12 protein-coding genes and 4 pseudogenes are annotated in these 12,117 nt (G+C 60.5%); 7 read left to right on the top strand and 9 right to left on the bottom strand.

What is annotated here, in order from left to right; translation table 11 throughout:
• From BLV27_RS18510 to BLV27_RS20270, 4 genes and pseudogenes are all read right to left on the bottom strand, one after another.
• Positions 1-199, bottom strand: a pseudogene (locus tag BLV27_RS18510) (hypothetical protein); the annotation flags it as partial.
• A gap of 107 nt (positions 200-306) precedes the next feature.
• The gene (locus BLV27_RS20080) at positions 307-441 is read right to left on the bottom strand and encodes a hypothetical protein (protein ID WP_280140330.1); all 135 of its coding nucleotides are present in this window, start codon (positions 439-441) and stop codon (positions 307-309) included.
• Positions 442-715: 274 nt separating this feature from the next.
• Complete coding sequence (locus BLV27_RS18505) at positions 716-1,744, bottom strand: IS110 family RNA-guided transposase (RefSeq protein ID WP_092647961.1); 1,029 nt, start codon at positions 1,742-1,744, stop codon at positions 716-718.
• A gap of 102 nt (positions 1,745-1,846) precedes the next feature.
• Positions 1,847-2,522, bottom strand: a pseudogene (locus BLV27_RS20270) (transposase).
• Between the two features lie 345 nt (positions 2,523-2,867).
• Here BLV27_RS20270 and BLV27_RS18495 point away from each other — a divergent pair.
• From BLV27_RS18495 to BLV27_RS18480, 4 genes are read left to right on the top strand one after another with little or no spacing between them, the layout of a single operon-like run.
• Positions 2,868-4,016 carry a glycosyltransferase gene (locus BLV27_RS18495; RefSeq protein ID WP_244504756.1) on the top strand — a complete coding sequence of 383 codons (1,149 nt, stop codon included), beginning with the start codon at positions 2,868-2,870 and terminating at the stop codon, positions 4,014-4,016.
• A complete protein-coding gene (locus BLV27_RS18490) occupies positions 4,013-4,999 on the top strand; it encodes a glycosyltransferase family 2 protein (RefSeq protein WP_092647959.1) in 987 nt (328 codons plus the stop codon). The genes BLV27_RS18495 and BLV27_RS18490 overlap by 4 nt, the downstream gene beginning before the upstream one ends.
• Positions 4,996-5,883, top strand: coding sequence for a glycosyltransferase family 2 protein (locus BLV27_RS18485; protein ID WP_092647958.1), 888 nt, complete (start codon positions 4,996-4,998; stop codon positions 5,881-5,883). The genes BLV27_RS18490 and BLV27_RS18485 overlap by 4 nt, the downstream gene beginning before the upstream one ends.
• Positions 5,884-5,893: 10 nt before the next feature.
• The gene (locus BLV27_RS18480) at positions 5,894-6,730 is read left to right on the top strand and encodes a sulfotransferase family protein (RefSeq protein ID WP_092647957.1); all 837 of its coding nucleotides are present in this window, start codon (positions 5,894-5,896) and stop codon (positions 6,728-6,730) included.
• A gap of 124 nt (positions 6,731-6,854) precedes the next feature.
• Here BLV27_RS18480 and BLV27_RS19490 read toward each other — a convergent pair whose 3' ends face one another.
• From BLV27_RS19490 to BLV27_RS18465, 3 genes are all read right to left on the bottom strand, one after another.
• A complete protein-coding gene (locus tag BLV27_RS19490; protein WP_170831528.1) occupies positions 6,855-7,022 on the bottom strand; it encodes a hypothetical protein in 168 nt (55 codons plus the stop codon).
• Between the two features lie 259 nt (positions 7,023-7,281).
• Positions 7,282-7,563 (bottom strand): hypothetical protein, encoded by a 282-nt coding sequence (locus BLV27_RS18470; protein WP_139176768.1) that lies wholly within the window; start codon positions 7,561-7,563, stop codon positions 7,282-7,284.
• A gap of 373 nt (positions 7,564-7,936) precedes the next feature.
• Complete coding sequence (locus tag BLV27_RS18465) at positions 7,937-8,599, bottom strand: metallophosphoesterase (protein WP_244504755.1); 663 nt, start codon at positions 8,597-8,599, stop codon at positions 7,937-7,939.
• A 314-nt stretch (positions 8,600-8,913) separates the two neighbouring features.
• Between BLV27_RS18465 and BLV27_RS18460 the strand changes: the two are divergent.
• Positions 8,914-9,729: pseudogene (locus tag BLV27_RS18460) on the top strand (IS1380 family transposase); the annotation flags it as partial.
• Positions 9,730-9,859: 130 nt separating this feature from the next.
• Complete coding sequence (locus BLV27_RS18455) at positions 9,860-10,498, top strand: hypothetical protein (RefSeq protein ID WP_139176764.1); 639 nt, start codon at positions 9,860-9,862, stop codon at positions 10,496-10,498.
• 138 nt (positions 10,499-10,636) lie between these two features.
• Here the strand turns inward: BLV27_RS18455 and BLV27_RS18450 are convergent, their stop codons facing one another.
• Complete coding sequence (locus tag BLV27_RS18450; protein ID WP_139176761.1) at positions 10,637-10,855, bottom strand: hypothetical protein; 219 nt, start codon at positions 10,853-10,855, stop codon at positions 10,637-10,639.
• A gap of 54 nt (positions 10,856-10,909) precedes the next feature.
• A protein-coding gene (locus BLV27_RS18445) for an IS5 family transposase (RefSeq protein ID WP_092647951.1) occupies positions 10,910-11,667 on the bottom strand; the annotation gives its coding sequence in 2 pieces (ribosomal slippage) (positions 10,910-11,334 and positions 11,334-11,667; 759 coding nt in all).
• A gap of 251 nt (positions 11,668-11,918) precedes the next feature.
• On the opposite strand from BLV27_RS18445, the pseudogene BLV27_RS18440 reads away from it, so the two are divergent.
• Positions 11,919-12,117, top strand: a pseudogene (locus BLV27_RS18440) (hypothetical protein); the annotation flags it as partial.

Raw genomic sequence — 12,117 nt, 5'->3', positions numbered from 1 at the left:
CCCACAGCTGCCATTCCTGACCTCCGGTAGCTTCGAAGCACACCAAAGCGTCGACCGGTTGAGCCAGATGAATGAGCTGCTCATACCCCTTATCCGTGTTTTGGAACCGCAGCCGCTTGCCATTCGGCAGGCAATGAATGTCCAGCCAGTCGCGGCTGACATCTATGCCGATGATCTGTACCCGTGATACCGTGTTCATACTCTCTTCCTTCTGCTCCGCGGTCCTGACCGGCCGCATTCAACTGTTCGAGACGATGAAGAGAGACGGCGCTGGCTCGCTAGGAAACGTGGTCAAACCCACAAGGCTCAGACGCCAAACACCGCCCCGTCAGCAACCTCGGCCAAGGTCGCTGACGGGTGCAGAATAGCAAAGCCGAGATACAGAAGGCTCAGGACTTCGGTAACGGGGCGTTCCCAGTCAAGCTTGTTTGCGCAAAACAATTGATCCGCCGAAGCGGTGCTGTCTGCTCTGTTGGTGTCCGCTCTGCTTTCTATCGTGGCTTTCGGCTGAGATCCTTCGGGTACATGCTTCGGTCCGTGTTCAACGCTCTGGTTGCCAACATGATGCTGGTTCGATGTAATTCCGATGTGCCCATCTCCTAGGCGTGCTTGACAGAAGTCAGCGACGGTCCAGACCACGGCATCATCGGAACCACGTCCCTGCGGGACCTCGAAAGCCTGCGATCAAGCAGGCAACGGGTGGAGTATCATCCGGTCAGGCAATTTTTGGCGCGGCATCCGGCTGGAAGGTTGTGCCATCGACCCAAATCCTATGGAGGATAACCGCGATACGACGCGCCAAGGCAACCATTGCGATTTTTCGGCCACGGCGATGCGCCAGTTGGGCTCCCCATGTTCTCAGCCATGTCGACCGGCCACGGTTCATCATGACGGTTGCGGCCTGGCACAGTGCCCTCCTCAGGCTGACATCCTCAGCCTTCGTGATGCCGCTAGACACGTCCCGCTCACCAGACTGGTTGCGCGCGGGCGTGAGGCCGACCCAGGGACCGATCCTCTTCGACGTCCGAAAGCGCGTCGGATCATCAACAGCCGCGCGGAAGGTCAATGCCACGACTGCACCGATCCCAGGCATCGTCATCAAGCGGCGGCAAACCGAATCTTCTTGAGCAAGCTGGCGCACCTGCTTCTCAAGGGCCGCGAGTTCCAAGCGCAGCGATGCCCTGGCACGCAGCATTGGTGCTGTAGTGGTTTCCAGCATCAGATTGCTGTCTGTCAGGTCCCGAATGCGGGCCTCAAACTGGCCACGAGAGATTGCGCCGACCTTGAGGCCAAAGTTACGCAGCAGACCTCTCAGCGACATCTCCAAGGCGATCATGTTCTGTTGAATGGCTTTCCGAGCGCCGAGTACGGCGCGGGTTTCCTGCGCAGAGACCGATTTACAATGAACCGGGCGGAACCACCCGAGATGAAGCAGTCGAGCGATACCCTCAGCATCGCGCCGATCCGTCTTGATCGGCATGGCCTTTACTGCACCTTTCACCTGACGTGTTTCCATAAGCACAGCATCTAGGCCTGCTTCGATCAGGCCACGGTGCAGCCATTGCGACAACGGCCCGGCTTCCAGGCCAACCATGGCAATGCGCCGGTCCAAACCGTATAGCCAGCGTGACAAAACCTCGGGTTCGCTTGCAATCTCAGCCTCCCTCACAATCTTGCCGTGCTCGCTGACTACGCATATCGCCGTTTTGGCCAGTGACACATCCAATCCGATAAACAGTCTCATCCCGTCGTCCTCCATGTAGGTTCAATACGGGAATGGCGGCAGCGCGGCGCTGACCTGACAAGTGGTAACGGCGGTGCGTGACGCGGCCCCCGTTACAGCATCTCATAACCAGAAGATCACGGTTGCAGCGAGAGCGATGGCCGACAGGAAGACCTTTGGACACCTGTCCCAGCGGGTCGCGACGCGTCTCCAGTCCTTAAGCGTCCGAACTGTCCCTTATCGGTGCCGAAATCGACGCCACCCTCGGTGTTACACTTTCACCGTGGCGCTTAACTTCGCGCGCGCCTGCCGTCAGGCGCGCTTAGGTTCGCAAAGTTGACTGGAAATCTGATGATGGTACGCATGGCCTCCATGATCCTCTGGCGGTTTTTGCCATGAGCGATCGCCAAGGCCGCTCGACCGCCGCCCGACAGGCGATTGCGAAGCGATCTCCCGAGAGGGGCGTTTGCCATTCAACTGCCAGCCAGCGTCTCTTAAATGAGCCGTTGCGCGACTACAGCCATATCGGCCATCATCTGAGCGAAGATACCTTTGTCACTCCACCGCTTCCAACGGTTGTAGAGCGTCTTGTGCGGACCATACTCTTTCGGCGCGTCCCGCCAGCGTAAGCCATCGCGGTTTAGAAGATAATCCCACTCGGAGCGCGTCGGTCGTCCCTCTCGGGACATTGCTTCGCAATGCCCTGCCGGCAGCGAAAACGCGGCTTGCCGTGGGACTTCGGGAAGTAGGGTTCAAGACGCGCCATCTGCGCGTCGCTCAGCCAGAAGAGATCAGACATATCACCGCTCGCTTTTCGAACGCTGAATCACGCCATCCAGCCAAAATCAATGGATCCTAAGCCTAGATCTCGGCGACGGTCGTATTCGTCTGATCAAGGTTCTGGGCGACTACATCGACCTTAGGGCAATCGACAAGGGCAAAGGGGAAGCTTGATTTTCGGATAACGGGCGTGAAGGGCTTGGCCGGACAGCTTGCTTGCGTACACTCAAAACCTTATCGTAAACAAGTAGGGCTGGACACCCTGCTAAACATCGCGAAGGTCTGCACCTGTCGATGCCTTTTGCTCGCAGCATGGCCTTGGATGCCGGCACCCTCGAGCAGCACGTGGAGACCTGAAGACGCCGTGACCGACCTACCCCCAACCCGGATCGAGGTCTTCGGCTTTGATGTGGCCGAGATTAGCCAGATCCGGCGTATCCGGGCCATGCGCGACCTTGGTCACGAGGTCCACAGCTTCACCATGCGGCGTACCAACATGAACGCGGATTTCACGCCCGACTGGCCCGACACTCATCTCTACGTCACCGATAACGAGAAACTGGCCCGTCGGGCCGCGGTTGTAGCCGCAGCGATCGTCAAGACCGCCCGTCACCGTGCCCGGCTGCGCGACGCCGATGTCATCTTCGCGCGCAACCTGGACATGCTGGCCATTGCTTGGGCAGCACGGGCGTTGACAGGAGCGCGGGCCCCGCTGGTCTATGAATGCCTTGACATCCATGGAGCGCTGACGGGCCAGGGGATTAAGTCCCGCGCAATGCGCGCGGCAGAGCGGCGGCTGCTGGCGGGTTGCGCGATGCTGGTAGTATCGTCGCCGGGCTTCATCCAACACTATTTCGAAACTGTCCAAGGATACTCCGGCCCTTGGGCAATTTGGGAGAACAAGCTGGCGGCGGGCGGTCCCCTGCCGGATCGTCCGGTGACGCGAGTGCCTTCCAAGGGGCCCCTGCGGCTCGGGTGGGTCGGCACGATCCGCTGCGCGCCCTCCCTGGAGCTGCTTACCGCGCTGGCCCGCGCGATGGGCGACGCGGTGGAGATCCATGTCCACGGCATCGTCCACCACCACGCGGCACCGGGCTTCGACGCTGCCGTCGCGGCCCACGAGAACATTTTCTATCACGGAGAATATGCCTATCCCGACGACTTGGCGCGGATCTATGGCGGGCTTGACCTTGTCTGGGCGCAGGACCTGTGGCAGCCAGGTGAGAATTCCGACTGGCTGCTGCCCAATCGCATCTACGAGGCCAGCTGGGCGGGCTGTCCCAGCCTGGCCGTGGCCGGTACCGAAACCGGGTGCCGTGTGGCGGACGACGGGCTGGGCTGGACGATCGACTACCCCGATCCGGCTCTTTTACAGAATCTTCTTCAGTCCCTGACGCGGGAGGATGTCACCCGGCGGGGCCAGGCCCTGCTCGACCGGCCGGAGGGTGATTTCGTGCAGATGCCCGAGGATGTCCAAGCCGTGATCACAAAAGTCCGGGAGGGGGCCGCATGAGCGTCGACCCGGCCCGCATCCTGGTGGCCGTCCCCATCTTCGACGAGGCGTTCCACATCGCAGCCACGCTGCACGCGCTCATGGCGGACCGCCCCGAGATGGAGCGGGTCGACATCGTGGTGGCCGACGGCGGATCCACCGACGGCACGCAGGCCATTGTGGCGGAGCTGTCGACGCGCAATCCGAACATCCGCCTGATCGATAACCCCGGCCGGCTGCAATCGGCGGCCGTCAACCGCGTGGTCGAGATCTGTGCCGAAGATCACCATGATATCTTGGTGCGGGTGGATGCCCACGCCTACTACCCTCCCGGTTACGTGCTGGATGTGGCCCGAGCCCTGCAAACGCGGAGGGCTGATGCCTTGGCTACTGTTATGGATTCAGGCGGTGAGAGCTGTTTCCAACGCGGTGCCGCCTGGGCCACAGATACCAAGGTCGGCTCGGGCGGATCGGGGCACCGGGGCGGTGGCCGCTCGGGTTGGGTCGATCACGGCCATCACGCGGGTTTCTCCCTGCCACTTTTTCGACGGTTGGGCGGCTATGACATCGACTTCCTGGCCAACGAGGATGCAGAACTTGATCATCGTATCGGATTGGCCGGCGGGCGCATCTGGCTCGAGGCGGGCATCCGGCTAGGCTACGTGATGCGTTCCGACCTGCGCGGGCTGGCGCGGCAATACTGGCGCTATGGCCGAGGACGGGCGCAGACGGTGACCAAACACCGGATGCGCCCCCGGCTGCGTCAGATGGTCCCGCCGCTCGCGGTTCTGGGAAATGGCGCAGCGCTGATCTTGGCCCCGGTCTTGCCGATTCTGCTGATCGTGCCAGCTAGCTATCTGGTGTTGCTAGCGGCGGTGACGGTCCAGCTTCTGATGCGCCACCGCAGCGTCTGCGCGCTCTGGGCCGGTCCGGCGCTGGCCGTAATGCACCATGCCTGGGGGGCAGGGTTCATATCCCAGATGCTCAGGGGGCGCACGGCATGAAGATCGACGTTTGCATCTGCACTTTCCGCCGGCCCCATGTTGCCGAGACCTTGCGTTCAGTTGCTGCGGCAAACCGGCCAGCGGACGCGGCACTGCGGCTGTTGGTCATTGATAATGACGACAGTCCCTCCGCACGCGCCCTGATCGAAGAGACGGCCGAGAGCCTAGCCCTGCCTGTCCACTACGTCCATGCGCCCGGTGCCAATATCTCGATCGCGCGCAACGCAGGCCTCGCGGCGGTCGAGGCCGGTTGGGTCGCCTTTCTCGACGATGACGAAATAGTCGATGCGGACTGGCTGACCGCGTTGGTTAAGTGCCAAGCCGAGACCCGCGCGGACGCGGTTTTCGGGCAATCCCGCGCGATCTACGGCTCTGACACACCTGACTGGATCGTCGCGGGCGATTTCCATTCCCAGGCCCCTGTGACCCGCGATGGCGTGGTCGAGACGGGGCATACCTGCAACGCTCTCCTGCGGTGGGGCGACGCACCTTGGACCGACCAGCGGTTCGCGTTGGAGCGGGGACGCTCCGGCGGGGAGGACACGGAGTTCTTCTTTCGCCTAGCCACGATGGGCGCGCGCTATGCCATCTCCGCAGACAGCATCGTGCGCGAAGCCGTGCCCGCCGACCGCGCCTCGCTCGAGTGGTTGCTCAAGCGGCGCTTTCGCATCGGCCAGAGCTATGCCTCCCATGCCAAAGGTCTTCCCGCCCGTGCGGTACTTTTCGCTAGTGCCGCGGCTAAGTCCGCCTATTGCCACTTGCACGCGCTACCCGCCTGGTCTGACCCGGCGGCGCGTGCCTTCTGGCTGATGCGCGGGCGTATGCACGCGGGCGTCTGCGCTGGATGCCTGAAACTGAAACAGCGCACGCTCTACGGCGCTTGAAGGCGACCCTATGGCCCAGATATTCCTCCCCCATTTTATCATCATTGGAGCCATGAAATCCGGGACGACCACGCTCTACCGGTATCTGGACGAGCATCCCGGCATCGACATGTCGCGCGACAAGGAGACCGACTTCTTTGTCGCTGAGAAGGGCTGGAAGCGGGGCCTTGCTTGGTATTCGAACCAGTTTTCCGGTGACTCTCCTCTTCGTGGCGAGGCCAGCCCGAATTACACCAAAGCGCGGGATTTTCCCGGCGTGCCCGGTCGGATGGCCGACACCTGCCCAGATGTGCGGCTGATCTACATTCTTCGCGACCCCGTGGTGCGCGCCGAAAGCCAATTCCGCCATAGCGTGCTGATCGGCGATCTACCCCCGACGCTGGAGGAGTTCCCGGACAGTCATGAATACGCGCATATTCTGGACGGGAGTCTCTATGCTCGGCAGTTGGATGCCTATCTGGAGCATTTCGACCGCAAGGCCATTCTGGTTCTGGATTTCAAGGACCTGGTCGCCGCCCCCCAAGCGTTGATGGACCGGGTACATTCCCATATAGGTGCTCCAGCCAGAATAGTTGGCGCGATGCGCTTCACCAACGACAGTGCGATGCTCTCCCGCGTACCGGCACCGATTCTGCGCTTCGCCCAGTCGCCGACGGGTCGGATCATTGGCGGTCTGGTCAGCCGCGGAATGCGCGACCGGATCCGTGGGGTCTTGTTGCGCGGCAAGGCCAGACAGTCCCCGCCCTTTCCCGAAGAATTGCGCGCGCGCTTGCGCGCGGATCTCGCCGAAGACACCGCGCGCCTGCGCGAGATGACAGGACAGGCCTTCGCGGACTGGTCGGTCTGAAGCAGAAGCCGGGAGTCAGCGTCCAGCATGTTAATGACTTCCATCACTAAAATGTCGCCAGGCAGGATGGGCATGCTCAGGTCGACGGTCTGCCCTTCTAAGCCGGCAGTGCGGGGACCCTCGATCACAAGCGCACCTCGAACACAGCCTCCTGATCGGCGGTCATGGCAGCCGTGACGCCCTCTAGGACGGCCGATTCATTAAGTGCGAAGCGATAGTCGCGCCGTCCGGCTTCGAAGTCCGCAAGGGTCGCTTCGGGATCCTTAAGGTCAGTCTCTTGGCGGTCAGCCAAGAACTGGTCGCGGTTTCGCCCGGTCAAGGAGGCGACCTATCTTGGTAGTCTCCATAGTCAGCGTTCCTCGCGGTCATCGGACAGGCGCTGTTGTGGCGTCGAGAGCCGTGCTGTGATCGTAAGGCCCTCAGCCCGCAGGCTTTCGAGATCGGCCAGTTCCTGTTCGAGGCGGGCGACCGTCTCCTCCTTGAGCTTGATACGCTCATCAATAAGGACGATTTGCTCCTCGAATCCGAAATTTCGCTATCCCAAGAGGTGGTCAGGGTGTCGGCGTGGGCGCGGGCGTTGGTGAGTTTCTGGCGTCGGCCTCGAGGCGCTGGTCCAGCACGGCGTGCAGGCTGGCCGGCACGGCAGCTCGACGGACCTCGTCAAGCCTCACCTCCGCTTCCGACCCTGCCAGCGCAGCCTCCAGACGGGCCATGTTCGTGACAGCGGCGGCGATCATCTCAGCGGCAGTGGCAGCCCGGCGGCGGCCGGAAACAGCCTGCAGGTCCGCATTCGGCCCCACCACAACGAAAGGCGGAAGCGTAGCTGGAATCAAGCAGCTCGCCACCTCGGTGCGCCGCCAGGCGCGGACCATGGGTCTGCACTAGGCCCGGGGGCATTAGCACACGATGTTTTATATGCGAAAGTCAGCACCGACAGGTCGGTACGGCCCGCACAAAGTTGGAGCCGTTGTCCTCCATCGGTGCTGATCCTGCTGGTCACTCCCCAATCATACTATGAATGACCTAGATGCCTTCCACGACGCGTGGAGACGGGCGCGCTGCTAAGAGCGAGGCGGCGTTGGGGGGCGGTGTCACGTTCCTCAGGTTTGATCAGTATGCCCGTGGGCTTCAGTCCGAAGTCTTCTAGTTGTTAGGTGATGATGAAGCGGAAGTCGTTGCCAGGGGCGCATCCCGATCACGTCAGCGCTAAAGCAAGATCAGCCCCTCGGCTCCCGGGTCGATTCGGGCGACTGTCAGTCGCCCAGTGGCATAGGCCCCGGTATCGAGGGCGATGCGACCATCGCGCATCTGTGGTTCCGGAACGATTGTATGCCCATGCACGACCCAGAGGCCGTCAGTCCGCGGAGTCCGCTCGAAATCGGTGCAGCCCCAGAGAAGAACATCCCGCTTCTGATCCTTGATCGGCACCAGCGGGTCCGCCCCTGCATGGACCCCCACGAGATTGCCGCTGCGCCATAAAAGCGGTAGGTTCCGAAGCCAGTCGAGGAGCCCCGGGGGCATGGCCTCCACCAAGCGGGCGGCAGCGAACTCGGGGTTCTCCTCATCTATGCGGTAGCTGGCTAGAGTGGCGCGTCCACCATTGCGAAGCCAGCGTTCGCCCGAGTGCTTCGGATCGTCAATGAAGTCGAGCAGCATACGTTCGTGATTGCCCATCAGGGAGGTCAGGGGAACCGGGCAGAGCGCGGCCAGAGAAGATACCATCTTCAGCACCTTGGCCGATTGCGGTCCCCGATCAACGTAATCCCCCAGCAGCAGGACTTCAGCAGCCAGTCCAACGCGGACCATATCGGTGTCGATCCGATGCAGCGCTTCCATAAGCAAATCGTAACACCCGTGGATATCACCCACCACGTAAATTCGGCAGGCCGGTGCAAGCGGGGCATTGAAACGCCCTTTCCGGCCCGATCGGGCACTGTTGAGGAAAGCTCTCAGGGGCACCGGGGGATCACCATGTCTTTGGCATATCGACGGCGATGGAGCTGCGCAACAAACGTCGCGACCAGACTGGGTAAGCAAATTGCGCCGCCCAGCGAAACGGTGGCCGCTTTCCACTCCAAGATGCCATAATCCCGCATTCCCCAAGTAGAACGGTGATTGCGCCCCTATGACGGCTAGTAACGTGTTATATTTCAACATGTTAATAAGGATGAAGGCGGCGGATCATGGATCACCCGGAGGGTGCGAAGGAAACGGGTGATGTTCGGCTCGGTTTTGACCGGAGGGTGCGTCTGGAATTTCATGGCTCGAAGATCAGCTCGGATGCTGGATTGCTGCTGTTCCGGGAACTGGATGAGGTGCTGGGCCTGCACGACATTGCTGGCGGATTTCTGAGAGACACGCGGACAGGTCACAATCGGTTACACACACTGGTCGGATTGTTGCGCCAGTCGGTCTTTGGGCGGCTGGCGGGATATGATGATGTGAATGACGCGGACCGTTTATCTCTTGATCCGGTGATGCGTCAGGTGGTCGGCGGACGGGCCGTTGAGGCCAAGGCTGCGTCCGCAAGTCAGATGGGACGGTTCGAGACCGAGGTGTTGGCCAAGGCCGACAATCGCGCTGCACTGTCTGATCTGTCGGGGCAGTAGATCGACCGATTTCATGGACGCAGGCCGCCGAAGTGGATCACGCTGGACGTGGACAGTTCGGTCAGCCCGACCCATGGCGATCAGGAAGGCACCGCCTGGAACGGGCATTTCGGCTGCATGTGCTATCACCCTCTGTTCGTGTTCAACCAGCTCGGTCACCTCGAACGCTGCGCGTTGCGGCCCGGCAATGTGCACAGCGCGGACGGATGGGAAGCGGTTCTAAAGCCAGTAATCGCGCGATACGCGGACCGTAATCTGATGCGGTTCTTTCGGGCTGACGCCGCCTTCGCCATTCCGGACCTCTATTAAACGCTGGAAGCGGAAGGTTACTTCTACGCCATCCGGTTGCGGGCTAACCGTGTTCTGCAAGGCAGGATTGCGCATCTGCTTGGGGAATATCGAATTTATTAAATCAGTAAATTAGTTTACCATTAATTAAGCAGCGCCCCCGGCGAGCTAGTTTCGTATGAGTTTGTTAAGGTTTAAGATGGCGAAAGTTCCGTTGTTCCCGCGAGCTTCATTGCTTGTATTTGTCCTGTTCGGTTTGGTCGACATCGCTTTGATCGAGATGTTCTTCCTGAGCTTCTTTATAGATATCTCGGACAGGTTCAGGCTGGGCTGGGACCGGGGCTACCCCGAGATGTTTAATTTCTTCAAATGGGCCGTGATTATCATCCTATGCGCGACTTATTTCGTCCGCTGGAAGAACCCGCTCTTTCTCGGCCTCGGCGGGTCGGCGCTCGTCCTGCTCATCGATGACTCGATGCAAATCCATGAACGACTACCGGTGCTTCTTCTGGATGTCTCCGGTCTGCGGGCGCTCGATCTGCCGGGTGACCATATGGCATTATCCATCTTGGTGTTTGGCGTCGATGGCCTGATCTGCGCGGCCCTGATCGCAGCTTCCTTACGCCTGCCCGGATCCGGTTCCCCCCTGCCGTCAGCGGTCATTTTGCGCGGCACGGCCACGATCATTGTCGTGATCGCCGGCTTCGGTATCGGTGTGGACGCGTTGCATGGCATTGTCGGCAAGCTGCTGCCGGATTTCAGCCTCCCCTTCCTGTTCCTGGAGGAGGGTGGCGAGATGATCGCGATCACGTATTTAATGTCCTACTTCGCTCTGTTTCTCCGCCATGATCGTCTGGGGAATCCGCCATAATAATGAGCAGCAATGTCAGAGTGATCAGAATACACATAGCATGCCCAGGGACCCGGTGGTTCTGAAGATTGCTGAACTAGTCATCCACAACGAAAGGGTGATTAAAAGGCCCAAAATTGTGGGTCGCCTAAATTGAATTTAGAGAACGTCGATATCCAACAGATCGGGTCCTGCCAAGCCTTTGAGTAGGGTCGTATTGCCCGTCTCAATATAGGTCAGCAGCAGGCCGAGATCGACGTCCACCAATTTGACGGTGGCGCTGTTGGGACCAATGAAGTTCAGCACATTGGTACCGGCCCCCGAAGTCGTTGATAAAATCAACACCGATGCCTGTCTGGCCGGTGAAGATGAACTCATCCGCCCTGAAACCGCCCGTCATCGTGTCGATGCCGAACGAGCTAGGGTCAGGACTCATAACCAATAGATGACGGTGGCTGCGAGGGCGACGGCGGAGAGGAAGACCTGAGGGCATCTGTCATAGCGGGTTGCGACCCGTCGCCAGTCCTTCAGTCGGCCGAACATGATCTCGATCCGGTTGCGGCGTTTGTAGCGACGCTTGTCATACCGGACAGGTTTGCTGCGAGAGCTACGCCCTGGGATGCAGGCTCTTATCCCCTTGTCTTTCAAGGCGTCCCGGAACCAGTCCGCGTCATAGCCACGGTCTGCGATCAGCCAATCGGCAGCGGGCAGACCGTCGAGCATCGCCAGGGCACCGGTGTAGTCACTGACCTGGCCGGCAGACATGAAGAAGCGGATCGGGCGGCCCAGTGCATCCGTGACCGCGTGCAGCTTCGTGTTCAGGCCACCCTTGGTGCGCCCGATCAGGCGGCCGCGCGCCCCTTTTTCACCCGCAGGCTCGAGGCCGTGCGATGTGCTTTGAGATAGGTGGCGTCGATCATGACGGCCCTCTGTTCGGTGCCCTCCGCCGCCAGTCCGGCCATGATCCTGGCGAAGACACCCATGTCGCTCCACCGCTTCCAGCGATTGTAGAGCGTCTTGGGGGGACCGTACTCCTTCGGAGCATCGCACCAGCGCAACCCATTGCGGTTGATGAAGATTATCCCGCTCAGAACCCGCCGGTCATCAACCCGGGGCTTGCCGTGGGACTTGGGAAAGAAAGGTTCGAGACGCGCCAGTTGCGCCTCGCTCAGCCAGAAGAGATTGCTCATGTCACCGCTCGATTTTCGAAGCGATGAATCAGACCTTCAGACCAAGATCAATGGGTCCTGAGCCTTCTGTATCTCGGCTTTGTTATTCTGACCCCGTCAGCGACCTTGGCCGAGGTTGCTGACGGGGCGGTGTTTGGCGTCTGAGCCTTGTGGGTTTGACCACGTTTCCTAGCGAGCCAGCGCCGTCTCTCTTCATCGTCTCGAACAGTTGAATGCGGCCGGTCAGGACCGCGGAGCAGAAGGAAGAGAGTATGAACACGGTATCACGGGTACAGATCATCGGCATAGATGTCAGCCGCGACTGGCTGGACATTCATTGCCTGCCGAATGGCAAGCGGCTGCGGTTCCAAAACAAGGATAAGGGGTATGAGCAGCTCATTCATCTGGCTCAACCGGTCGACGCTTTGGTGTGCTTCGAAGCTACCGGAGGTCAGGAATGGCAGCTGTGGG

It is taken from the genome of Jannaschia faecimaris, from assembly GCF_900107415.1.
Classification (GTDB): domain Bacteria; phylum Pseudomonadota; class Alphaproteobacteria; order Rhodobacterales; family Rhodobacteraceae; genus Jannaschia; species Jannaschia faecimaris.
Note: the sequence above shows the minus strand (reverse complement) of the source record. Positions and strands in the feature narration are given on the sequence as shown.

What these genes read in the sequence shown, in the direction of transcription:
- BLV27_RS18505 (WP_092647961.1), bottom strand. Translation starts at nt 1,744, where the DNA reads ATGAGACTGTTTATCGGATTGGATGTGTCACTGGCCAAAACGGCGATA.
- BLV27_RS18490 (WP_092647959.1), top strand. Translation starts at nt 4,013, where the DNA reads ATGAGCGTCGACCCGGCCCGCATCCTGGTGGCCGTCCCCATCTTCGAC.
- BLV27_RS18485 (WP_092647958.1), top strand. Translation starts at nt 4,996, where the DNA reads ATGAAGATCGACGTTTGCATCTGCACTTTCCGCCGGCCCCATGTTGCC.
- BLV27_RS18480 (WP_092647957.1), top strand. Translation starts at nt 5,894, where the DNA reads ATGGCCCAGATATTCCTCCCCCATTTTATCATCATTGGAGCCATGAAA.
- BLV27_RS18450 (WP_139176761.1), bottom strand. Translation starts at nt 10,855, where the DNA reads ATGAGTTCATCTTCACCGGCCAGACAGGCATCGGTGTTGATTTTATCA.